Consider the following 23,499-nt stretch of genomic DNA (forward strand, 5'->3'; position numbering starts at 1 on the left):
AGGCCTTTAGCTTGCGGACGCCAAAAGTAGCAACACTTTATAAAAAAGCAGACTATCTTATTAAAAATATACACATTTGTTTAAAAAGTGACATTTTGTATGTTTTATAAACATTATGTTATTTATATAACAAAAAGAACCCCCGAATTTCTTCGAGGGTTTAGTTAAAATTAGTCTGCAGTGCAGCGGTTTGTGCTTTAAGGCACACGAGTCTTTATTTCTTTCTCAATTCGTCACGAATTTCGATAAGTAATTCTTCTTGAGTTGGTCCTTTAGGAGCAGCTGGTTTAGGCTCTTCTTTTTTCTTGGTTTTCTCATAACCTTTCAATAACCAGAAAATCACAAAACCTATGATGATAAAATCAATCACAGCTTGCAGGAAGTTACCGTAGGTCATAATTGCTCCTCCGGCTTCAATGGCAGCGTCAACGGTTTCATATTCTCCTCCATCCAGAGAAAAGAATAGATTGTTGACATTCTTACCTCCCATAATCACACCTATTACGGGCATAATCACATCTTTAACTAAGGAGCCTACAATTTTGTTGAATGCTCCACCTATAATTACCGCAGTTGCTAGAGCAACGATGTCACCTTTCATTAAAAAGGCTTTAAAATCTTTAAAAAATGCCATTATTTCGTTGGTTTAAGTAGTTAAATAAAGTTCTAATATAGGTAAATATTAAAAAGACTAAAAGCAGAAGCTGTTAGTTATTCTATAATTTTTCGTTGAACGCGTTGAGAAATCGCTGTAATCAACTCATACGGAATACTTTTTATACGTGCTGTTAAGGCTACTGCCGAAGCACCCTTCCCAAAAATAATCACTTCGTCACCTTCTTCGCAATCAATCTTGGTAACATCAACCATAATCATATCCATACACACATTGCCTATGATTGGTGCTTTCTTTCCTTTGATCATCACATAGCCGCGACCTTTACCGTAAGCGCGTGAAATACCGTCAGCGTGGCCAATAGGTAGTGTTGCGCTTCGGCCTAGTTTTGCAGCAGTATGCGCACGATTGTATCCTACCGTTTCTCCAATAGCGATCTCGTGAATTTGCGAAATAACCGTTTTTAAGGTAGCCACCGGTTTTAGTTTCAAATCTTCAGCTTGAATGTTTCCGTAGCCATAAAGGCCTATTCCGGTGCGCACCATATCAAACTGTGCCTGAGGATAATTTATAATCGCCGAAGTATTGCTTTGATGCAACATCGGGGTATAGCCTAAACCGGCAATCATATGTTTTGCGTTGTTTTCAAAGGCGTCAATTTGCTGCTGGGTAAACGTGCGCTCATTCATATCTTCACTAGCTACAAGATGTGAGAACAGCGATTTAACCTTTAGTGCTTTGGTGGCGTGCAATTGTTTTAGAATATCTTTTTCATTCACATCTTTAAACCCTAGTCGGTTTAAACCGGTATTGAATTTTATATGAATGGGATAATCTTTTAAACCTTTTGACTCAGCGATCTCGGTAAAAGCTTTTAGTACTCTAAAACTATAAATACTTGGCTCTAGTTTATGCTCAATCACCTGATCAAAATTTTCAATCTGCGGGTGTAAAACAAGAATAGGTGTTTTGATTCCTGCATCGCGTAAAGCGACACCTTCTGGGGTATAAGCGACAGCAAAATAATCTATACCTTTTTCTTCCAGTTTACGGGCAACAGCTACAGACTCGCTTCCGTAAGCATAAGCCTTTACAACAGCGAGCATCTTTACATCTGGTTCTAGTTTAGACCGTAGATAGTCATAATTATGGCTTAAGGCGTTTAGGTCTATTTCGAGAACAGTGTGCGGCATTTAGTCTTTTGTTTTTGGGTTTTTAAGTTCTTCGGGGGTCCTTAACTTCTATAGTTTTCAGACGCTCACGAAGCATTGCTTTATAATAAGCACTACGGCTTAAGGGTTCGTATTCTTCGGTTTCTCCTAGCAATACAAGATCATCGCTGGTGGCCTTTCTGTAGCTAAATTGCGCCAGATTTCCCGTACGTGTACACACAGCGTGTACTTTGGTAACATACTCGGCGGTAGCCATAAGCGCAGGCATTGGGCCAAAAGGATTTCCTTTAAAATCCATGTCAAGTCCGGCAACTATGACTCTGATTCCGCGATTGGCAAGGTCATTACACACCTTTACGATTTCTTCATCAAAAAATTGTGCCTCATCAATACCTATCACGTCGCAACCGTCTGCAAGAATAGGAATATTAGCAGCGGCAGGTACCGGAGTTGATCTGATTTCGTTAGCATCATGAGAGATGACCAGCTCGTCATCATAGCGGGTATCTATTGCAGGTTTGAAGATCTCAACCTTTTGTTTAGCAAACTTGGCGCGTTTTAGTCGGCGAATTAATTCTTCGGTTTTACCCGAGAACATAGAGCCGCATATGACTTCTATCCATCCAAATTGCTCTTTATGATTAACGGTATTTTCGAGAAACATTTCGTACTTTTCAACCTCTTAAAGGGCAAAGGTGCTATTCTTAGAGGGCTTAGCAAATTTATTAAAAACCCCAGCAAATAAACAGAGCAAACAAAAAACTTATGAAGAAGAAATTAAAATCTGACTTGGTGAGCCTGGCGCACAAGATTTTAAAACTTGACTCAGAGAGTGATTACGAGACCCTAAAAATTGAAGCTCAGAAGATTTATGAAGCACTATCAATTTTAGCTTATGTAGAAGCGCATTTTGACACTGCAAAACCCACCATAGGCAAAGCCGAAATCATCAAAGCTTTAGAGGAAGAAGATAGTGAAGTGATTGCTGAAAGTATTCAGGAAATTCAACTAGAGCAAGCTGAAGAAACTCCGACCGAAGCACCTCAAAAAGAAGAAACCGAATTAGAGCGTATTGCGCGTATAGCCGCTGCTAATGAAGAACTCTTTGAGCGCTTAAGAACACCACAAGAAACACAGCCTAAAGCAGAAGACCCTAAACCAAAAGAGCAAAAAGAGCCCAAGATCAATCAGGCTTCGTTACACGAGCCGGTGATGGAAAAGATCAAAGATATTGTCGCTCAAATGCCGCCTGAAGCAGATGCTATTGAGGCGATGTTTCAGCAAATTACCCAAAAACCTGATGTGGTTAAAAACGATAAAGACGAGATTGGTGAATATGGTCGAATTGCCGAGTTTGAAGACGATGCAAAATCACAGGAAAGCAAGCCTAGAAAACTGAACGACCGTATCTCTCGCGGACTTTCTTTTGGCCTTAATGACCGTATTGCATTTATAAAACATCTTTTTAACGGAAGCGATACGGATTACAATCGCGTGCTTTCACAACTCAACACGGCAAATTCAGAAGAAGAAGCGTTTACCCTTATCGACCAAATGGTAAAACCAGACTATAACAATTGGGACGGAAAAGAGATGTATGAGACGCGCTTTAAAGAGCTGGTAGCCCGCAAATTTGACTCCTAATGGGTAAACTATTTCTTGTACCCACACCCATTGGCAATCTAGAGGATATGACCTTTAGAGCAGTTAAAGTACTGCAAGAAGCAGATCTCATTCTCGCCGAAGATACCCGCACGAGTGGGAAGTTGCTTAAGCATTTTGAGATCACCACACAGATGCACTCGCATCATATGCACAACGAGCATAAAACGGTTGAGGGTCTTGTAGACCGTATTAAAAAAGGGCAAACCCTTGCTTTGATAAGTGATGCAGGAACTCCGGCGATTTCAGATCCGGGATTTTTATTAACGCGCGCTTGTGTAGAAGCAGGTCTTGAAGTTGATTGTCTGCCCGGTGCTACTGCTTTTGTTCCGGCGTTGGTTAATAGCGGTCTGCCTAACGATAAATTTGTTTTTGAAGGATTTCTTCCGGTGAAGAAAGGGCGACAAACCCGTTTTTTACTTTTGGCGGAAGAAGAGCGGACGATGATCTTTTATGAAAGTCCGCACAAGCTGGTAAAGACCTTAAAAAATATGGTCGAATTCTTTGGCGAAGACCGAAGCATTTCAGTTTCCAGAGAGATCTCAAAACTTCATGAAGAAACCGTGCGTGGTACTGCAGCTGAGGTGTTAAAACATTTTGAGGCCAAAGCGCCTAAGGGAGAAATTGTGATCATCGTAGGAGGGAAGCCTAAAGGCTAAACGGTTTCCGCGGTGTGTTCAGTTTCGGGCTGTAATAAGTCTAGAAGTCGGTTTATGTCAGCTTTTGCATAACCTTCGATCCTAACTTTTTCAGACTTCTTTTTTGAGGTATAAATGACCAAACGATCTTCGTAAGCCTCCACATATTTTATTTGAGAAAACCTGTAGTTGTAACTTCCGCCTTTTTCTAATTTAAAGGAAATCATCCGTCTGGTAAACCGCACATAGTTCTTCAGCTTAAAAGGAATAAAATGCGGAACAAACATAAGCAGCATACCCAGAGGTTGAATCACCGACCCTAATGCAGTTTCTTTTAAAGCAAGCATTCCCACTAAAAATAGAACAAAGCCTACCGCAGGAACAGTTAGTCGCCAAGGTTCATTTTGATAAATGAAAGTGATTTTCTTAGCGCTCATGAATAGTTGTTTTTTAAAATCTTCTCAAAAAGAAGCACATCGTCAGTGGCGTAAGACTCGAGGTCGAGTACTAATCCCGGACTTGCTTTAAATAGAATTTCAATGGATTTTCCGTTTACTTTAATTTTTGATATCGCTTTTCTTTTTATGATTTTTTCAACCCCGGCGAGCTTAAGATTAATGCGTTTTTGGTCATGTTGAACCCAATGTGCTTTTTGTTTGCGGTAACTATAGATAATAATGGGCAGTACACTAACAAGACTATTAATAATGGCGTAGGTGCTTACATCTTTAGTTTCTGAAAAAAGAATTTTATAACTAGAAAAGCCCATCGCCAGCAGAACGACTCCTAAAATAAGTAGATTGCTTGTAGAAAAGGTTTTATAAAATTTAATGTGCTGCATCTGTATAGTATAGGCTTACAATTTACCTGATCTTGACCAAAAATAAAAGGGGTTATTTGTAACTTGGCACAACTCTCATTAATCTGGCACTATGCATATAAAATTACTCGTAAGCTTTTTGTTTTTTTCTGTATTTAGTTTTGCTCAAGGAGTAGCTTTTAAAAAAGTAAATGAATTTTACTTAAAAGGCGATACACGAGTGATAGGCAATACGATTTTAGGCGATCATCCTACCCGCGCTTATGTGCGCCCTAAGGGCTTAAACGATCGTACAGAAATGGTGTATATTGATGTAGATAAAAATGCTGCCACCTTTAGTTCCAGTAGCGCCACGCTTATAATGCCTAAAGATGCCACTATTAAATATGCCGGGCTTTACTGGGCGGCTACGTATCCCGGAGAGCGCGGTAAGCAACGTGTGCGCAATGACCGTGTTGAATATAAACTCAATAAAAAACGTAGTAAACCTTTTGACCTTGTAAAACTACAGCTGCCCAACAGCAAAACCTACCATAGCATTCAAGGGGAAGTCTTATACGACGGGATGCGTGATGAAGTTATCGAACTCCAGAATGCCGCGCCTTATGTGTGTTATAGCGAAATTACATCGCTTTTAAAATCTCAAAAAGCCTCGTCAGGCACGTACACTCTTGCAAATGTGACAGCATTGGAAGGTTATATGTACGGCGGAAGTTCTGCCGGATGGATGCTGTATATTATTTATGAAGATGCGCAAGCACCTTTGCAGTATTTTACAGGGTATCACGGGTTTAGTTTTATCAATCCAAATAACTCACAGGAGATAGACTTTAATAATTTTAGAGTAGTCGAAAGCGGTGCTGTAAAAACTTCTATCACGCTGGCGGCTTTAGAAGGTGACCTGGTATTGCCCGGAGATGCAGTTTCAATTTTTAGCGAACAAGAAAACGAATTTATCGAGCTTCAGAGCCGGGTGCGTTATGCCAATAACTTTTTTAACAGCAGCATCACGGTCAAAGACAAAAAGTATGTAAACAGAACTCCTAAGAGCTCCAACACGTTAGGCTTTGATCTGGCTAAAGTGGATATTCCGAATGAAAACAATGCATTGATCGCTAACGATGCAACCCAAGTAAAGCTTCAGTTTAAAACAGAATCAGACCGATTGTTTGTGTTTTTTAATGCTTTTCAAACCGAAATAAGCACTGCTTATTATCAGCGCGTGGTTGTAGAAGGAAAAGCTGATAGTATTCCATCAAAAATGCCGGTGGAAATTTCGCAAACCAAACAAGATGCAGTAGAAGAACCTCTTCCTCAAACCGAAAGTCCTTCGGAAACCGAAGAAGATGTACAACAGTACGGTAAAGACGGGGAGCCCATACAGTCTAAGCCAATGGGCACTATTAAAAATAGTACAAGACCTCAGGCGTTGCAAGATATGCTGGCTTCAAAACCTTTAACCGTACCCGGAATGGATCAAGGTTATTACATCGTAAATCACGTTTTTGCGCAACGTGATAATGCATTGCGTTGGCAAGATAAGATGAAATTAAGAGGTCTTACGCCCGTCAGTTTTGTAAATCCAGCAAACAACTATCACTACATTTATATTGATTACAGCACCGATCCTGATGCGTTATACGAGAGATTGGTTGAGTATAGAAAGTTGAATGATTTTGAAGATGCTTGGATTATAAAAGTAAATTTGTAATCAAATAGCTGTTGGTTGAGACCAACGAGAATACGAATCCCGCTTAAAACTTGTTGCAGCAATGCGATGGACACTCAAACCTATTCCCGAAACCGAAAAAATCAATGCTTTTGCAAAGCAACTGTCGATTCCAGAAAAAATCGCACAGCTTTTAATTCAGCGCGGAATAGACACATATGACAAAGCCAAAGCGTTTTTCAGACCTTCGCTTGATGATTTGCACGATCCGTTTTTGATGAAAGATATGGATAAGGCCGTCGCACGCCTTAATCTTGCAATTGCTCAAAATGAAAATATTTTGGTTTACGGGGATTATGATGTAGACGGGACAACAAGTGTTGCGCTGATGAGTAGCTATCTCCAGACGTTGCACCCGCAGGTGGCGACCTACATTCCAGATCGCTATGCCGAAGGTTACGGCGTTTCTTATACGGGTATTGATTATGCGCACGACAATGACATTACGCTCATTGTTGCGCTCGACTGCGGTGTAAAAGCGATCGAAAAAGTAGCTTATGCCAAAAAACTCGGGATCGATTTTATTATTTGTGATCACCACCGTCCCGGTGCTGAAATTCCGGAGGCAGTTGCGGTTTTAGACCCAAAACGAGAGGATTGTGATTATCCATACAAAGAGCTTTGCGGCTGTGGTGTGGGTTTTAAATTGATTCAAGCAATGGAGCAGGAGAAGGGCCTTCCGGTTAAAACTTTGGTGCCTTATCTTGATCTTGTGGCAACTGCAATAGGTGCCGATATTGTGCCCATTACCGGCGAAAACCGAGTGTTGGCATTTTACGGTCTTGACGTGATCAATACGCTGCCACGTACCGGAATTCAGGCTTTGATCGAAAATGTGAATAAAGATGAACTCACCATTACCGATGTTGTTTTTATCATCGCACCACGTATTAATGCTGCCGGGAGAATCAAACATGGTTTACACGCAGTAGAATTACTTACCGAACACGATTACGAGCGTGCTCAAGAAATGGCTTCAGGGATCGAAGGTTTTAACGCAGAGCGGAAAGATCTTGACAAAGTAATTACACAAGAAGCCTTATTGCAGATCGAAACGAATAAGGAAGAAAACCGAAAAACTACTGTTGTTTTTCAGGAGAATTGGCACAAAGGAGTCATTGGTATTGTGGCTTCAAGACTAACCGAAACCTATTATCGACCAACATTAGTATTTACTAAAAGTGGCGAAAAATTAGCGGCGAGTGCGCGTTCTGTCAAAGGTTTTGATGTGTATGATGCTTTAGAGCAGTGTAGCGAACATATAGAACAATTTGGTGGACATAAATATGCTGCAGGTCTCACCCTTGGAGAACATCAATATGAAGGTTTTAAACAAAAATTTGAAGAAGTGGTAAGCAGTTCTATTGACGAGCGCTTGCTTATTCCTGAGATCACCATAGATGCCGAACTTGAACTTGATGACATCACTCCAAAATTTTACCGTATTCTTCGGCAATTTGCGCCGTACGGCCCGGGAAATATGACGCCGGTTTTTATGAGTAAAAATCTTACTGATAACGGTTTTGGTAAATGCGTAGGCGCAGATGAAACGCATTTAAAATGTAGCGTTAAGCAAAATGACAGTCAGACCATTGGCGCCATTGGTTTTGGACTGGGTTCCAAATGTGATTTAATTCAGCATAGAAAGCCATTTAAAGCTGCTTATTCTTTAGATATCAACGAATGGAATGGCACTAAGAGTATTCAGTTGAAGCTTCGGGATCTACAAGAATAATTAGCATTCTATTTAGATTTGTTCTAAATAACTTTAGTATATTTGTTTCAAACCTTAGGTTATGAAGCATATTGATATCATTTACCGCAACGATAGTGGCATTTCCTTTTACTGGAAAACTTCAAAATACAGCAGTATTAAAGCGCAGGTTGTTTTTAGGGATATGGGTTTTTACTTCTCACTAGATCAGCTTAAAGAATTTGCACATTTAACTCAAGATACTTTAGCGCAATACACGTGTAAAGACTGTCCTGCTCCAAGAGAATGCCGTTCCTTATTGCTTAAAACTCCGTCTCCAGATGTAGATTTAGCGGTAAGTCGTGATGAGGTTTATGAGATTCAAGATCTTTTAGATCAGACCATTTTAAGAATGGAAATGCATTTCTTTATGCAAACGGCTTTAAACTAAATGCTGTATTCTTTTAGCTGAAAAGAGTTCCCATCAAAAACACCGTAAGTGTAATGTGTGATCCAATCGCCTAGATTGTAATAGGTTGATTGAGGGCCTACTTGGATTTCCATAGGCAAATGCCGATGTCCAAAAATGAAGTAATCATAATGTGCGCTTTCTAATTTCCGCTTTGCGTATGCAGCCAACCATTCGTTTTCTTCTCCTAAAAAATTTTGATCGTCTTCTCCGCTGATCAACTTATTTTTTACGGAAAGATGCTGGGCTAATCGTACCCCAATATCAGGATGCACCCAACGAAACAACCACTGAAAGAACGGCGAAGTAAACACTTTTTTCATACGCTTATAGCCCTTATCACCGGGACCCAGACCATCGCCGTGGCCTATAAAAAAGCGCTTGTTATTCAGATCAAAAATGCGTGGCTCGTGAAAAACAGGAATGTCGAGTTCGGTCTTAAAATAATCGTTCATCCACAAATCGTGATTTCCCACAAAAAAGTAGATCGGGATGCCCTTATCGCGCAGTTGCGCTAATTTGCCTAATACGCGCACAAAGCCTTTAGGAACAACAGTTTTATATTCAAACCAAAAGTCAAACAGATCACCCAATAGAAAAATCGCTGCAGCATCTGCCTCGATCGCGCTCAACCAAGCGATAAATTTTTTCTCGCGGGGTTTGCTCGCTTCAGCAGTGGGTGCACCCAAGTGGTTATCACTTGAGAAATACACCTTTTTCCCTTCAGGAATATTTATTTGTACTATGGGCTGACTCATAATGGAGGGTAAAAGCCGTGCAATTATTTATGCGTTATCAGCGGCATACCATTCGGCAAAACTGGTATCGGTCTCTTGTAATTTCAGTGAAAATAACGTGATGTTTTCCGGAAGGTGTTTCTTTATTTTTTCAGCAAAATCAATCACCATCATCTCGCTGGTAGGTTGATAATCAACCAACAGCACATTGTGACCACGGTCTGAAAGTTCTTTGGCCAGCTCAACGTGCGGCGTGTTTTTATTAAAAACTGTAGCGTGATCAAACACATCTACGATCTCACTTTTCACAATTTTTTTTAGGTCACCAAAGTCGATCACCATCCCAAACTTCACATTGTTGTTGTCTGAAATAGGCGTCCCAATCACCGTTACCGAAAGCTTATAACTGTGCCCGTGCACATTGCGACATTTACCGTCGTAGCCGTAAAGCGCGTGACCGGTTTCAAAAGAAAACTGTTTGGTGATGCGTATGTTGCTCATAATTACTTTTTAAATTTTCTAACCAAAACCACTACTATGAGCGCAATCGCAAAGATCAAGTATATACCGGTTCCGCTTAAAAACTGTAAAATATCCATAAATGATATGATTAATTAGGCAAAAGTAACAAAGTCTAAGCGCCGTACCTAGAAAATAATCAAGGGCTTGAAAATTGCGAATTTCGCAATGTTTTTTGTGCGTTATTTGCGCGCAATTTTCGATCTCATTTTTGAGGATTTTGACGCCTATGAACACGCAGCTTTTTGAGCAGGTAGATTTTATTGAAAACCCGGCCTACGAGCAGGTAATCACAGATTTACTAGAATGTAATTATGCCATTGTTGATGACTTTTTTTCTTCGGAAGAAATTGAGGAATTAAGACAGTCGCTGAAGGAAGTTTACGAGGCAGACAGTTTTAAAAAGGCAGCCATTGGCAACAAGTTTAATGAAGAGATCGACAAAACTATTCGTGGAGACTTTATTAAATGGATCAATGAAGCCGAAGCCAGACCTAAAGAACGTCTGTTTTTTGAGAAGATCAATGATCTCGTTGCTTACCTAAACCGCACGTGTTTTTTGGGAATTCTTCAGAAGGAATTTCACTATGCGATTTACCCTAAAGGCACTTTCTATAAAAGGCATCTGGATACCTTTCAAAATGACGATCGCCGTAAACTCTCGATGGTTTGTTATTTAAACGACGACAGTTGGGTGGCAAGCAATGGCGGCGAACTCACGATCTATTTACCTGAAGGAAACGGAGAACGTGCGCTTGATATCATTCCTAAACCCGGGCGCGTGGTGATTTTTGAAAGTCAAATTTTGGAGCATGAGGTAAAACCGGTATTGGCTTCAGAGCGTTTGAGCATTACGGGCTGGTTAAAGACCCGATAGCTTTTTAAGCGACTTTCGGCTTAAAGCGTTTTCTGAATTTGAGAATAAGAGCGCCGCTTCGCACAATCATCCACACCGAAAAGGCGATCCACACCGCGTAGAGTTTCAGTTCAAAATAATCCCCAATAAAAATAGCGGGAACAAAACCCAGAAAAGTGGCGGCCATCAGCACGTTACGTAGGTATTTCATTTCGCCCATTCCTTTAAAGATTCCATCAAAAATAAAGGCGAGGGCATTTAAAGGCTGCATGAGAATTACCACAAAAAACAGCGCTGTAAATCGTGCGATCACTTCCGGTTCTTTGCTGAAAATTAATCCGATAGGTTCATATAAAATAGCAGAGATAAGCATCAATCCGCCGGCAATGATCAGGCTGTATTTACTTAGTTTTTTACTTAATTCCCAGAGGCTGGTATAATCTTTAGCACCTAGAAAACGGCCTGCAAGAATATTTCCGGCAGCGGCATATCCGTCAATAAAAAATGCCGAAAATAGCCAGATGTTGATCAAAATAGTTTGTGCCGCAATGTAAGATGCGCCATAATCTGTGGCAAACGAATTGGCGAGATACAGGGCGAGATTTAAAGCGATGGTACGCACAAAAAGGTTGAGCGCCATACCCACGAGCCTCCATAATTCAGGATGAATCGGGAAGCGCAGTTTTAGGCTTACGTTGGTTTTGATAAGCACAAGAATTAGTGATAAAACAGCCATCAACGCCTGCGCACCTAGACTGGCATACGCAGCACCTTCGATCTGCATTGCGGGAATGTAGCCCTCTATTCCGTAGACTAAAATAAAGTCAAGCAGAATATTCACGCCGGCCCCAATTATCGCAACCACCATAGGCCAAAAGGTGTTTTGTAATCCTCTAAAAATGCCAAAAATAGCAAAGGTGAATAAGGTGAGTGGGAAGCCCCAAACCCGAATGGAATAATACTGCACGCAATAGTCGAGAATGAGTCCGGATGCGTTGTACAGCGAAAAAATAGCTTCAATAAAGGGAAGCGTGGTGACCAAGATCACAATACTCAACAGGATATTGAAATAGATCGCTTGCGCCGGAAGCGTGCTGATCTCATCAATTTTATCAGCACCATAATACTGGGCGATAATGGCTTGTAATGCGCTACGCGTTTGGCCTAAAATCCAAATAAGCGCCGACAAAAACGAACCCACAATACCCACAGCGGCGAGGACTTCTGTAGCATTATCGGGTACATTGCCCACCACAGCCGCATCTGTAGCAGAAAGTATAGGCTCTGCAATACCCGCCAATAATGCCGGAACAGCAAGACGGTTTATATTCTTAAAAGAAAGCGGGTTGGTTGCGGTCATGAGTTTTAGCGTAGGGCGAAAATAAGATTTCTAAAGCCGGTATTTATAATACGAGTTCGTAGCAGTAAAACGGAAATTCACTTTGCTTAGGAAAATAGACCGGGTCAAGTTTTTGATAACCCCGTTTAGTATAAAAAACATTATTTCTCTCATTTTTACTGAAGGTGTCTAGCCTAATGGAAGCAAAACCTTTTTCCCGGGCATAATCTTCTGCAAATTGCATCATTTGCTGTGCGATTCCCTGACCTTGAGCTTCAGGATGAACCGCCAGCCGATGAATGTAGATACAGCGGGCATCAGAAGGCGTCAGCCAGGTAATTTCCTCATAAATCTCATCTTTCAAAGTGGAAACCACAACAGTACCCAGAATACGCTCTTTTTGCGTGTAGATGTAAAGTTCGTTGCGTTTAATATCTTCTTCAAAAGCTGCGCGCGACGGGTAGTGTTCATTCCATTGGTAAATACCATTGGCAATCATTGTTTTTGCGCAGGCGGCGGTCACTTGTAAGATTTCATCAACATCTGCAGAAGTAGCGGGTCGTATCATTTGGGTGGTTTTTTGCAAAAATGAGGCATTTACGCTGAATGTAAAAAGCATCAGTAGCAAAAATGATAATTGAGATGTTTATTAAGGAATTTGGTTATATTTACGCCCTCCAAAAGGGGTTGGCTCAGTTGTCTAATCGACGAAAGACGCTGGCGAAAAAAAATGGGGATGTAGCTCAGTTGGCTAGAGTGCTTGACTGGCAGTCAAGAGGTCGTGGGTTCGAATCCCATCTTCTCCACAAAAGAAAACCTGAAGCAGAACTGCTTCAGGTTTTTTTGGTTTTATACGATGTTGATTTACTTTGCGTTATACATTTTGAGCTGGTATTAGCAGCTCGTAAACTAACCGACGCACAAGATGAACCCCAAACCCGTATTAATTTCCATTTTAATTTATTTACCCTCAGTGTTGCTCGCTGTTTTTTATGTTCCAACGGCGCTTGACAAATTGCTTGATCCTAATCAAACAGGGAAAATTGTACAAAGCAGTGCGGTGATGCTTACCGCAGGAGTTTTTATTCTTACGGGGCTTGCCTTATTTTATTATCATAAAACAATGCTGTGGGGCGTAACGATGCTTTCGCTTTATATGCTTCCGGTTATTGGCATTCACCTGTATAAAGGCAAACCTGCCGAAGTATTAATGCTTATTTTGATGAGTACACTCTTTGCGGCATACCTTAGAAAACCGGAAGTGTTTGCGAGGAATTAAAGCTCTTTATTTGCTCTTTTCTCGCTGATTTCAGAAAGTAAATTTCCTTTTTCGTTGTTGTAGTGGGTGTTTTTAGGACTTCCGATGATTTGCGCAGCATAAACTCCTGAATGACCAGAAAACAGGTAAGCGGTGCTGCACGCGATGGCGATAAATACGCCAGATTCAATCCCAAAAAGTTCGATACCCATAATGGTGCACGCAATCGGAGTGTTGGTCGCGCCGGCAAAAACAGCAACAAATCCCATTCCTGCGAGAAGATCCATCGGTAAGGGAATAAACCAGATCAATGCATTTCCTAAAGTCGCTCCGATGTAAAACAAGGGTGTTACCTCGCCACCTTTAAATCCGGCTCCCAGTGTAAATGATGTGAATAATACTTTGACAAGAAAATCATATTTGTTCATCGCTTCGCTGAACGAATCCACAATGGTGGGAACTCCAAGTCCTATGTATTTTGTGGTGCCTATTAAATACACCGCAATGGCGATTACAACACCGCCAATAAAAGGTCTTAGCGGCGGATACTTAATGTATTTTTTGAATTGCGAACTCCAAAAATGTGTGCTTTTTGAGAACAGCATACTCACCAAACCGAAAATAATTCCGGCGAGAAGCGCCCATAACAGGTTGGCCGGGTTCATTTCGGCAATTGAATTGATATGATAATGCGTGTGACCTACATTCCAGGCTTGGCAGAAATAATCGGCAAGTACGGCCGCAAGAAAACTCGGTACAATCGCATCTAGCCGAATTCTTCCAAGAATAAGAACTTCTAAAGCAAAAATTCCTCCGGCGAGCGGTGTTCCAAAAACCGAAGCAAAACCGGCACTTATCCCGGCGATGAGTAGAATTTTTCGGTCTTGATTATTCAGCTTAAAAATTTTGGTAAACTGATCGGCCACTGCGCCACCTATTTGAACCGCGGTTCCTTCACGACCGGCTGATCCTCCAAAAAGATGCGTGGCGATGGTACCAAATAATACCAAAGGCGCCATTTTAAACGGAATCACTTTTTTAGGCGTATGAAATTCTTCCAGCAGCAGGTTATTTCCTTTTACGATGCTGTTTCCGTAGAGATGGTAGGAAAGACCAACAAGGAAACCGCCAATAGGAAGTAGCGCAATAATCCATAAATGTGCTTCTCGATAATTGGTCGCCCATTCTAAACTAAGTAGGAAAAATGCCGAAATACTGCCTGCAATCGCCCCGATCAGGGTGCAGATGATAATCCATTTAAAAAGATAAACCAGAGAAGGAATTTGCTCGATTGAAGTGAGCGAGCGCTTAAATTTGTCTAAGTTCATACTGCCGTATATAAATGATTCTACTTTGACCTCGCGTTTGCGGGCCGGTTAAGTAGAAGTCATCAGCTTGCTAAGAAGCGGTTTGAGGCAGACCTCATTGCCTGTGATTGAAGCAACAAAGATAAAATAAATCTTTAAAGCGCTTGATGAAAACAGCTCTTACTGAATAATCAAGATTTAATGCTTCGATTCTATTTATTCTGGTCAAATAAGGCTTTTACGTGCGGCTTGTTGATCTCAATAATCGAAAAAATACCCAGAAGAATTCCTAAGATACCGGTAAGGCAATTGAGAATAGCAACAATAAGCACAAAGGTATAATTGCGTGCTTCACCAATATATTTGGCGCCTAGCAGCGTTACAATTCCAAAAATTAAACTCACGACGAAGCCTATTCCGCAAATGATGCCGAAAAAGGTAGTCATATCAAAAGGTGTCTCGGTATTTTGGTTTACTTCAGTGAAAATAAAATTCATAAAGAAGCCGTAGCCTATAAAGAAAACAGCACCTAGAAGGTTGAAGATACCTTTTATGATGTAAAGTATGCGGTAGGTGTTGAGGTTGTTGGTTTGAGTTTCCATAATTTGATTGATGTTGATGATTTAAACTATAGGTAGGTAAAATCGAAAAATGTTACATTTCAATAGATCGCATAAAAAACCCCGAAGGCGAAAGCATTCGGGGTTTTACTTTAAAAAGCTAAACTTAGTTCTGGTATTGTGCTACCGGCCAACTGTCGTTTGAGAAGTTGACATCTGGGAGCATTTTGCTAGGGTCAATAACTACTTTAGAAACTTCTTTATTTGTTTCTAGAAGATAGTTCCAGTCGTTACCTCTTTGCCAGATCTCCACAGGAAGTTCTACCATTTGAGTAGTATCATCTGCAAAAGTAACTTGCATTTTTACCGGCATCGGGATATCACCGTTGTTTGAAAGGCTAATCACATAATTACCTTGATATTGACGCACGCTATTTACAGCTAAATCAATATTACCGGTTCCATAAAACCAACCTTTAAAGAACCAAGCTAGGTTTTCCCCGGCAACATTTTCCATATGATTGAAGAAATCACGTGGTTGTGGATGCTTGTATGCCCAGGTTTTAATATAAGATTTAAAGGCGTTGTCAAAGCGTTCAGGGCCTAAGATATACTCGCGTAACATAAATAATCCTTGCGCAGGTTTTGCATAAGCGATCATCCCCAAGTTTCTTAAGTTGGTTACGTCAGGATAGGTGTCAATTCCTTCACGATTAGGGTTCGTATACCAACCTAGCGCATTTCGGGTTTGATTAAGGTTTGAAGGATATTCGCCGTTATTAAATTTGTTTGAGCTGTAGTGATTGATGAACGTATTGAAACCTTCGTCCATCCAAGCATAGCGGCGCTCGTTTGTACCAACGATCATCGGGAACCAGTTGTGACCAAATTCGTGATCAGTAACGCCCCATAATCCGGCTCCAGTAGACTTCCAACTACAAAAACTAAGACCGGGATATTCCATTCCGCCAATGTCTGCAGCAACGTTTACAGCTACAGGATAAGGATATTCAAACCACATCTCAGAGTTGTTTTCAATAGAATGTTTGGTGTATTCGGTAGAACGTGCCCAAGCGCCTTGACCGTCACTTTCAATAGGGTAAACCGATTGTGCCAATGCTTTCTTTCCGCTAGGTAAGTTGATTTTTGCTGCGTCCCAAATAAAAGCTTTAGAAGAAGCAAAAGCAACGTCGCGGGTGTTTTCCATTTTAAAATGCCACGTGAGTGTACCGCTCTGTTTTGCTCTTAACGACATATCGTCTAGTTCGTCTGCTTTTACCAGCATCACCGTCTCGTCGCTGTTTTTTGCTTTTTCCATACGATCGCGAAGTGTTGCTGAAAGCACATCTCTTTCATTTTGCAAAGCGCCCGAAGCAACTACGATGTGATTGTAAGGAGCAGTGATTTTGAAGTCATAATCTCCATAATCAAGATAGAATTCGCCGGCACCTAAATACGGCTCGATATTCCATCCTTCGATATCGTCAAGAACTGCCGCGCGTGGAAACCACTGCGCCAAGGCATAGATGGTTCCGTTTTCAGTGGCTAGGCGGCCCATACGGTCCATTCCTTTCACCGGAATTTTATAGGTGAAATTCATAGAAACGGTCGCCTTACCACCCTCTGCCGGTATGGGTTCGTCAAAAAAGACCTGCATACGCGTGTCTGTAATGATGTGTTTTGATGAAGAACTGCGTTTTACTTTAGCCTCAAGATTGGTAATGGTGTATCCGCCATCTACATCCCCATTATAACGATTGCCGTTAATAGGTGTTGTTAACGTTCCGCGAGAATCTGCTGTAAAGCGATTTTGCTCTAGATGCATCCAGATGAAATCAAGCTCCTGCGGACTATTATTGGTATATTCTAAAGTGAGCTTCCCGGTGATCGTGTGTGCTTGATCGTCAAGCGTAGCTTCAATTTTATAATCGGTTTCGTTTTGCCAATAGTCTTCTCCCGGTTTACCGGTAGCTGTGCGGAATTCATTTCCGTTATGATCTAAGAATTCGTCAAAAAGCGATTGATTGCTTTGCACTTCTTGTGCGTTGACTCCTGCATATCCGCCAATCATGAGAAGGGCTACAGCGATTTTGTTTTTCATTTTATTCATTAACTAAAAGGTTTTACTTTAATTGTTAGATCCATTCAATTTATAGTGATTTTGGAGCTCTACTCAGATGATTCGTTGCAAGTATTGCCGGTCGTTGAACTTGAAAAATGTTATTCCACCGAAAACCACTTGAAAGGATCTGCTGATTCAAATTTAAAATTTAAGCAGCAGCTAAAGCCAACTTCTCTCTTAAATTATGAGATGGCTAGACCTCCTTTTCCATAAATGGAATATCAATATTCAAGAGTTCATCGATGAGTAGTAGCAGGTATTTTTCAAAAGTTTGTAGAAGTTCTTGGGAGAGTATGGTGTTTCGGTCTTCCGTAAGTTTTAAAAAGCCTGATTTTAAATTTTTAAAGGAAATGATTCCGGCCTCGCAATTGGCGGGCAGCCCCTCGTTTTTGGTGATCATAAGCGCATAGCACAAAACTTGAAACGCCTTAGATTGCTTTTTGTAATCTGTGATTAATTCGTCCCAATCTTTAATAACAAGTTGGCCTTTTTCGACCTTTCCGGTTTTATAATCCAGAATTCGGGTTATTCCGTTCACGGCATCTATGCGGTCGACGGTTCCTTTCAGTTTAATCTCAGGGGTTAATTGTGCAACGTGTTTTGCTTCAAGTGCTTTAATGATGATTTCATCTCCGGCTTCAATGCGTTGTAATTCTTGATTTAAGAAATTATGTACAAACTGCTTAGCTACATTAAAAATGATGAGGTTTTTACCGGTTTTAATATTAACCGCATTGTAGTTTTTTTCAAATTGCAGGCTTACTTCGGCATCAACTTTGGCGCGAATGGCTTGCAGTATAGGTTTGCTGAGTTGGGTGTTCAAATAAGGTTGATACAACTGATCTAATGTTTCGTGCACAACAGTACCCAATGTGTTGTGGGCTATGACATCTTCAACAGCATCTAATTCCTCAATGTCCAGGACATAATTGTAATAAAAATCAATAGGATTTCTAATATAGGTGGATAAAGCCGAAGGTGAAAATCCGGAAGCCGCGTGCTTCTTCAGGGCTTCAATAATTTCCGGAGTTTTTTTGATCTGTTTTAGGGCTACCGGTTCAACAGCTACCGAAGCTGCAGCGCTCTGGTCAATAAAATTATAGTTAGCAGAAGTGTCGGTTGCCAGCTGTAATAAAAACCTACTTTTCTCACCACTATTGAGTCCGCCTGCTTCATTGTTGTAAATCAGGTTTACAGAAGCTGCACGCTGCAGGATTCTAAAAAAGTGATAGGCATAGATCGCGTCTTTCTCGCGATAGGTGGGAAGCTTGGATTCGATCTTTAAATCAAACGGAATAAAACTATTTTGACTTTTACCTGACGGAAAAGTGCCTTCGTTAAGGGAGGTAATGATGATGTGTTCAAAATCGAGCACGCGAGACTCTAGCACTCCCATAATCTGTAGTCCTTTGTAAGGATCGCCTTTAAAATCCAGCGTTTCTTGACTTAGGATTTCTTTATAAAACTGTTTTAAGGTTTTCAAATCGCCGAGGTAAGTGTAGGTTTCGTTTAAGTTTTTCAAGCGAGTAAAAACTTCCAGAAAAGCATAGAGAAATTCAAGTTGTAGCCAGTTCTTTTTGGGATAAAGTAGCTCTTTAAGCGCTTGAATACTACTTAGAATTTGCTGTATTGCGATGCTACTATCGTTTACCCAATCTTTAAATAACAACGCACAATGTGCAGATGCCTGATCACCTAAAAGCTGCAGTGGCTCTAGGTAAATTAGGTTTTTTTCGGTGATTGATTTTTTTAAAAGTTCGCGTTCCTTATCGAGTAAAAGGATGGCATATTGCTGGTCTAACACAGCAAGAACATCTTTATAGTAATAGCCGTTATTTTGACGATTGATGTGCATTTGAAACCAGCTTTCAAAAAAAGCGGCCTGAGCAACTTGTTCTAGAGGTAATCCCATAGTAACATTCAAATGTGTTACAGATTCCGGCAAGGAATTTAGTAAGGGCAGAAGGAGCGCCTCATCACCAAGGATAACTGCTGTGTTGTTTAATGCTGTGGCATCTAATGAATTTAATAATTGTCCTACGTATTTAACCTGGCCAATATTTTGTGCAACTCCTGTTGCAGTTATGGTTTTGGTCGTATTAAAATTGCTTTCAGATTTTGGGAAAAATAGATTTTGTTTAGCATTTGTTGCCCAGCGTTTCATATAAGATTTGATGAATTTGCTTGCAACGTGATTATCGTCATCTAAAAAATAAGGATCTATGTCCCAATAAATCTTGGTCGAAGGAATTTCTAGAAATCGGGTAATGATCTTTTGCTCGGCAGCATTAAGAGCGTTGAATCCACAAAACAAATAGTTCTGAGATTGATTTGCATCTAGAAAAGGTTCTAAATTTTCAACCGCCTTGCGATAAAGCATTCCTTGATAGCCTAAGCCTAGGCGTAACAGATGCTCTTGAAAGCGATCGTAATATTTATTGATCGACTTCCAAAAAGTAAGATAACTTGAAATCAGTTGAGAATCCTGATCTGTAGACCAGTGGTTTAATTCTTTGACTGCAGAGAGGTAATTAAAAAAGGGCTTGGTGTCGATTAAGTGGCGATCAATTTCATTAAAATCGCCTAATAAGGTTTGTCCCCATCCTAAAAAGTTTAAAAAGGGATCGGGAGTTTCACCCTCATAAACCGTTTGATAAATGTGGTATAACTCAATTTGTAGTTGCGTCTGCGAGGCACTGGTTAAACCGGAGATTTCTTCAACAAGTTCTTCGATACTTATAACCTGCGGAAGAAAGCAAACCGTATCACCTAATTGCTGTTGTAAGCTTTGCAGAAAAAAGTTTCCAGCACGCCGAGAAGGAAGCACCACTACGGTTTGAGTAAGAGAAGGAGAGGCCTCTAAAAGGTCTGAGATTACCTCGTCAATAAATGTAGTCATAGACTAAAAATAAAAAACGCCCTGAATATTCAGGGCGTTTTCCATTTATATATTTCAGAATTTAATCTGAAGTGTTTCTTACTTTAAAGTAAGTTTTACACGTCTGTTAAGTTGCATACCAGCAGCAGTAGTGTTAGGAGCAATTGGCTTCTCTTCACCGTAAGCTTTGATTGAAAGCTGGCTACCGTTTACACCTTCTTTACTAGTTAAGTAATCAACAACAGATTGAGCTCTTCTTTCAGAAAGATCCATGTTGTAAGCATTACTTGCGCGGCTATCAGCGTGACCTTCAACTTCAAAAGAAGCAGTAGGATATTCTTTCACGATGTTAGCAATTCTAGTTAAAGTCTCGTAAGAGCTCTTTCTGATTGTAGCTTTATCAGTATCAAATAAGATACGACCAGCTTCACCATTTAAAGTTTCTAGTACAGCAGCGTCAACTTCTGGGCATCCGTCGTTAGAAGCAGGACCAGCAACATCTGGACACTTATCATCTTTGTCAGCTACACCGTCACCGTCTCTATCTGCAAATGGGCAACCATTGTTAGAAGCAGGACCAGCTTCGTTAGGGCACTCATCTTCTGAATCAATTACACCGTCACCGTCAGCATCTGGGCAACCGTTAGTTGCAGCAGGACCAGCAACATCTGGACAGTTATCTTCATTGTCAGGAATACCATCACCGTCAGAATCCGGACATCCGTTAAATTCTGGAAGACCAGCAACCTCAGGACAAGCATCTTCAGAATCTTTGATTCCGTCACCGTCAGTATCAGGACATCCGTTGAACTCTTCTAAACCTGGAGTTTCTGGGCACTCATCCTCATCGTCATAGATACCATCACCGTCAGTATCAGTTCCGCCAAATGCAAAACCTACACCTACGATATGTTGCATGTGTCTTGTGTAGTAAGTACCAGGCATCATTGCGTGCTTGTAAGTAGAAGATAAATCAAGGTTGATGTTATCGCTCAACCAGATCTTTAAACCTACAGTACCGTTAAGAGTTCCGTGACTTGGCATATCACCAATGAACACGTAACCACCACCACCACCTAGGTATGGGTCAAACCAACCGCCTTCTCCAAAAAGAGCATCACGGAAGCTGTAAGAGAACATACCGTCAACAGCGTAGTACGCTAAATCATCAACAGGAAGATCTCCCATTTTGTCAATCTTGTTGATAGATCCTCTAACACCAAGAGCGAAACCTGCTCCAATGTAACGACCTACGTAAAGTGTAGATACAGATGGAAGAATGTTCCAGTGATCGCTTACATTGTAAAATTCATCAGGGAAACCTCCAGTTAAAGGTCTGTTGTCTGGTGGGTATACAGGATAAGTATCCACTGCATTTACACCAATACTAACAGCCCAAGGGTTGTTTTTGTCTTGTGCGTTTGCAGTGTTAAGACCCACGAAGGTCAAAACTGCAAACAGAAATAATTTAGTAAGATTTTTCATGTTAAGTAAGTAAAATTTAAGTGTTAATTGAAGCAAATGTAATTTGTTAAAATCTAGCAACAAAGTCAAATTTAATAAAAATCATCAGTGCACATTAAAATTGAATCATTTTAGACCTGAATCTGTTGCTAGAATTATAACAGTTGTTTTACATTATTCTATAAGTGAAAGTTCTACACGTCTATTTTGCTGTCTACCAGCGGCAGTAGCATTAGTTGCAACCGGCTTAGATTCTCCAAATCCTTCTGAAGATAATCGTGATGCAGGTAAACCTTGTTTAATTAAATAATCTTTAACTGAAGCAGCTCTTTCATCTGAAAGTTTCAAGTTATAAGCATCAGAACCTTGGCTGTCAGTATGACCTTCTATTAAGAACCTCGTATTAGGATATTCTTTCATAGTTTCTGCAACTGCATTTAAAGTTTCGTAAGACTCAGCTCTAATGGTTGCTTTATTCAAGTCAAACAATACAGTTCTTACTTGAACATTGATTTCTTCAAGTACTTCAACAGTTACTTCTGGACAACCATTATTTGCAACAGTTCCTGGTACAGTTGGGCACTCATCATCTTTGTCTAAAACACCATCGTTATCTTGATCTTCATAAGGGCAACCATTGTTCTCAGCAGGACCTGCTTCGTTAGGACACTCATCTTCAGAATCTTTAACTCCGTCGCCATCAGCGTCAGGACATCCGTTTAAAGCAGCAATACCAGCAACATCTGGACATTCATCTTCCGGGTCAGCTATACCATCACCATCAGAATCAGGACATCCGTTAAATTCTGGAAGACCAGCAACTTCAGGACAAGCATCTTCAGAATCTTTAATTCCGTCACCGTCAGTATCAGGACATCCATTAAACTCTTCTAAACCTGGAGTGTCTGGACATTCATCTACGTCATCATAAATTCCGTCACCATCAGTATCAGTTCCGCCAAAAGAGAAACCTATACCTGCAGTGTGCTGCATATGTCTGGTATAGTACCCTTCCATTGCGTGCTTGTAAGTAGATGAAAGGTTAATGTTGAAGTTGTCGCTTAACCAGAGTTTTAATCCGGCTGTACCGTTTAAAGTTCCGTGGCTTGGCATATCACCAATAAACACGTAACCACCACCACCGCCTAGGTATGGGTCAAACCAGCTGTCCTCTCCAAAAAGTAGATCTTTGAAACTGTAAGAGAACATACCATCAACTGCGTAGTATGCAAGGTCGTTAGCTGGAGCGTCTCCTAATTTTTCAATCTTATTAAGAGAACCTCTTACTCCAAAAGTAAAACCGCTTCCAATGTAGCGGCCTACGTAAATTGTAGAAATCGAAGGAAGAATATTCCAGTGATCATCTACATTGTAAAATTCATTTGGGAATCCTCCGGTCGTTGGGCGTTCTCCAGGCCATACAGGGTATGTATCGACTGCATTGACACCAACACTTAAATACCAAGGATTATTTTCGTCTTGTGCTGTTGCGTTTTGTGAACCCACAAATAAGGCAACAAGTATAAGTAGCAAACTTGTATTTCTAATCATATCGGTTTGGTTGTGTTAACAATTATCGGGGTAAAAGTAGTTTGTTAAAATCTACCGACAAAACGACAAGTGATAAAGTTTTATTAAACCTTTATTGTGAGTAATACCC

22 protein-coding genes, 1 tRNA gene and 1 riboswitch are annotated in these 23,499 nt (G+C 40.6%); of the genes, 8 read left to right on the plus strand and 15 right to left on the minus strand.

What is annotated here, in order from left to right; translation table 11 throughout:
* Positions 1–214 precede the first annotated feature (214 nt).
* The 3 genes from mscL to LDL79_RS07350 all read right to left on the minus strand — a co-directional run bounded on the left by mscL (position 215) and on the right by LDL79_RS07350 (position 2,452).
* On the minus strand, positions 215–634 hold the full coding sequence (gene mscL / locus LDL79_RS07340; protein ID WP_072980997.1) for a large conductance mechanosensitive channel protein MscL: 420 nt from the start codon (positions 632–634) through the stop codon (positions 215–217).
* Between the two features lie 77 nt (positions 635–711).
* Positions 712–1,809 carry an alanine racemase gene (gene alr, locus LDL79_RS07345; protein ID WP_225599748.1) on the minus strand — a complete coding sequence of 366 codons (1,098 nt, stop codon included), beginning with the start codon at positions 1,807–1,809 and terminating at the stop codon, positions 712–714.
* 22 nt (positions 1,810–1,831) lie between these two features.
* On the minus strand, positions 1,832–2,452 hold the full coding sequence (locus LDL79_RS07350; protein WP_225599749.1) for a thymidine kinase: 621 nt from the start codon (positions 2,450–2,452) through the stop codon (positions 1,832–1,834).
* A 101-nt stretch (positions 2,453–2,553) separates the two neighbouring features.
* On the opposite strand from LDL79_RS07350, the gene LDL79_RS07355 reads away from it, so the two are divergent.
* Positions 2,554–3,432: a hypothetical protein gene (locus LDL79_RS07355; protein WP_225599750.1), complete on the plus strand. Its 879-nt coding sequence runs from the start codon at positions 2,554–2,556 to the stop codon at positions 3,430–3,432.
* Complete coding sequence (gene rsmI / locus LDL79_RS07360) at positions 3,432–4,109, plus strand: 16S rRNA (cytidine(1402)-2'-O)-methyltransferase (RefSeq protein WP_225599751.1); 678 nt, start codon at positions 3,432–3,434, stop codon at positions 4,107–4,109. Before LDL79_RS07355 ends, rsmI begins: the two co-directional genes overlap by 1 nt.
* Here the strand turns inward: rsmI and LDL79_RS07365 are convergent.
* A complete protein-coding gene (locus tag LDL79_RS07365; RefSeq protein WP_225599752.1) occupies positions 4,106–4,525 on the minus strand; it encodes a hypothetical protein in 420 nt (139 codons plus the stop codon). The two genes, rsmI and LDL79_RS07365, sit on opposite strands and share 4 nt — an antisense overlap.
* The gene (locus LDL79_RS07370; protein WP_225599753.1) at positions 4,522–4,929 is read right to left on the minus strand and encodes a hypothetical protein; all 408 of its coding nucleotides are present in this window, start codon (positions 4,927–4,929) and stop codon (positions 4,522–4,524) included. The genes LDL79_RS07365 and LDL79_RS07370 overlap by 4 nt, the downstream gene beginning before the upstream one ends.
* 91 nt (positions 4,930–5,020) lie before the next feature.
* On the opposite strand from LDL79_RS07370, the gene LDL79_RS07375 reads away from it, so the two are divergent.
* The 3 genes from LDL79_RS07375 (at position 5,021) to LDL79_RS07385 (ending at position 8,781) form a co-directional block, all read left to right on the plus strand.
* Complete coding sequence (locus tag LDL79_RS07375; RefSeq protein WP_225599754.1) at positions 5,021–6,619, plus strand: hypothetical protein; 1,599 nt, start codon at positions 5,021–5,023, stop codon at positions 6,617–6,619.
* Between the two features lie 61 nt (positions 6,620–6,680).
* A complete protein-coding gene (gene recJ / locus LDL79_RS07380) occupies positions 6,681–8,372 on the plus strand; it encodes a single-stranded-DNA-specific exonuclease RecJ (protein ID WP_225599755.1) in 1,692 nt (563 codons plus the stop codon).
* Between the two features lie 61 nt (positions 8,373–8,433).
* Positions 8,434–8,781: a hypothetical protein gene (locus tag LDL79_RS07385; RefSeq protein WP_072981012.1), complete on the plus strand. Its 348-nt coding sequence runs from the start codon at positions 8,434–8,436 to the stop codon at positions 8,779–8,781.
* Here the strand turns inward: LDL79_RS07385 and LDL79_RS07390 are convergent.
* Both LDL79_RS07390 and LDL79_RS07395 read right to left on the minus strand, forming a co-directional pair.
* Positions 8,778–9,557 (minus strand): UDP-2,3-diacylglucosamine diphosphatase, encoded by a 780-nt coding sequence (locus LDL79_RS07390; protein WP_225599756.1) that lies wholly within the window; start codon positions 9,555–9,557, stop codon positions 8,778–8,780. The genes LDL79_RS07385 and LDL79_RS07390 overlap by 4 nt on opposite strands.
* A gap of 27 nt (positions 9,558–9,584) precedes the next feature.
* Positions 9,585–10,037, minus strand: a complete 453-nt coding sequence (locus LDL79_RS07395) for a 6-pyruvoyl trahydropterin synthase family protein (protein ID WP_072981013.1) — start codon at positions 10,035–10,037, stop codon at positions 9,585–9,587.
* 247 nt (positions 10,038–10,284) lie between these two features.
* Here LDL79_RS07395 and LDL79_RS07400 point away from each other — a divergent pair, with 247 nt between their 5' ends.
* Positions 10,285–10,932, plus strand: coding sequence for a 2OG-Fe(II) oxygenase (locus LDL79_RS07400; protein ID WP_167598452.1), 648 nt, complete (start codon positions 10,285–10,287; stop codon positions 10,930–10,932).
* A gap of 4 nt (positions 10,933–10,936) precedes the next feature.
* Here LDL79_RS07400 and LDL79_RS07405 read toward each other — a convergent pair whose 3' ends face one another.
* Both LDL79_RS07405 and LDL79_RS07410 read right to left on the minus strand, forming a co-directional pair.
* Positions 10,937–12,271, minus strand: a complete 1,335-nt coding sequence (locus LDL79_RS07405) for an MATE family efflux transporter (RefSeq protein ID WP_225599757.1) — start codon at positions 12,269–12,271, stop codon at positions 10,937–10,939.
* 43 nt (positions 12,272–12,314) lie between these two features.
* Positions 12,315–12,818 (minus strand): GNAT family N-acetyltransferase, encoded by a 504-nt coding sequence (locus tag LDL79_RS07410; protein WP_225599758.1) that lies wholly within the window; start codon positions 12,816–12,818, stop codon positions 12,315–12,317.
* 164 nt (positions 12,819–12,982) lie between these two features.
* On the opposite strand from LDL79_RS07410, the gene LDL79_RS07415 reads away from it, so the two are divergent.
* Positions 12,983–13,056: transfer RNA gene (locus tag LDL79_RS07415), tRNA-Ala, on the plus strand.
* A gap of 119 nt (positions 13,057–13,175) precedes the next feature.
* Positions 13,176–13,529 (plus strand): hypothetical protein, encoded by a 354-nt coding sequence (locus LDL79_RS07420; RefSeq protein WP_225599759.1) that lies wholly within the window; start codon positions 13,176–13,178, stop codon positions 13,527–13,529.
* Here LDL79_RS07420 and LDL79_RS07425 read toward each other — a convergent pair.
* From LDL79_RS07425 to LDL79_RS07450, 6 genes are all read right to left on the minus strand, one after another.
* Positions 13,526–14,836 carry a voltage-gated chloride channel family protein gene (locus LDL79_RS07425; protein ID WP_225599760.1) on the minus strand — a complete coding sequence of 437 codons (1,311 nt, stop codon included), beginning with the start codon at positions 14,834–14,836 and terminating at the stop codon, positions 13,526–13,528. The genes LDL79_RS07420 and LDL79_RS07425 overlap by 4 nt on opposite strands.
* Before the next feature lie 46 nt (positions 14,837–14,882).
* Positions 14,883–14,947: riboswitch (Fluoride riboswitch) on the minus strand.
* Positions 14,948–15,027: 80 nt separating this feature from the next.
* Positions 15,028–15,417, minus strand: coding sequence for a hypothetical protein (locus LDL79_RS07430; RefSeq protein ID WP_225599761.1), 390 nt, complete (start codon positions 15,415–15,417; stop codon positions 15,028–15,030).
* 124 nt (positions 15,418–15,541) lie between these two features.
* On the minus strand, positions 15,542–17,476 hold the full coding sequence (locus tag LDL79_RS07435; RefSeq protein ID WP_394372626.1) for a M1 family metallopeptidase: 1,935 nt from the start codon (positions 17,474–17,476) through the stop codon (positions 15,542–15,544).
* A 214-nt stretch (positions 17,477–17,690) separates the two neighbouring features.
* Entirely contained in the window at positions 17,691–20,396 is a 2,706-nt protein-coding gene (locus LDL79_RS07440; RefSeq protein WP_225599763.1) for a PD-(D/E)XK nuclease family protein, read from the minus strand.
* A gap of 78 nt (positions 20,397–20,474) precedes the next feature.
* A complete protein-coding gene (locus LDL79_RS07445) occupies positions 20,475–21,860 on the minus strand; it encodes an OmpA family protein (RefSeq protein ID WP_167598460.1) in 1,386 nt (461 codons plus the stop codon).
* A gap of 153 nt (positions 21,861–22,013) precedes the next feature.
* A complete protein-coding gene (locus LDL79_RS07450; RefSeq protein ID WP_225599944.1) occupies positions 22,014–23,387 on the minus strand; it encodes an OmpA family protein in 1,374 nt (457 codons plus the stop codon).
* Between the last annotated feature and the right edge of the window lie 112 nt (positions 23,388–23,499).

Origin of the sequence: Leeuwenhoekiella palythoae (genome assembly GCF_020310025.1) — a bacterium.
Classification (GTDB): domain Bacteria; phylum Bacteroidota; class Bacteroidia; order Flavobacteriales; family Flavobacteriaceae; genus Leeuwenhoekiella; species Leeuwenhoekiella palythoae.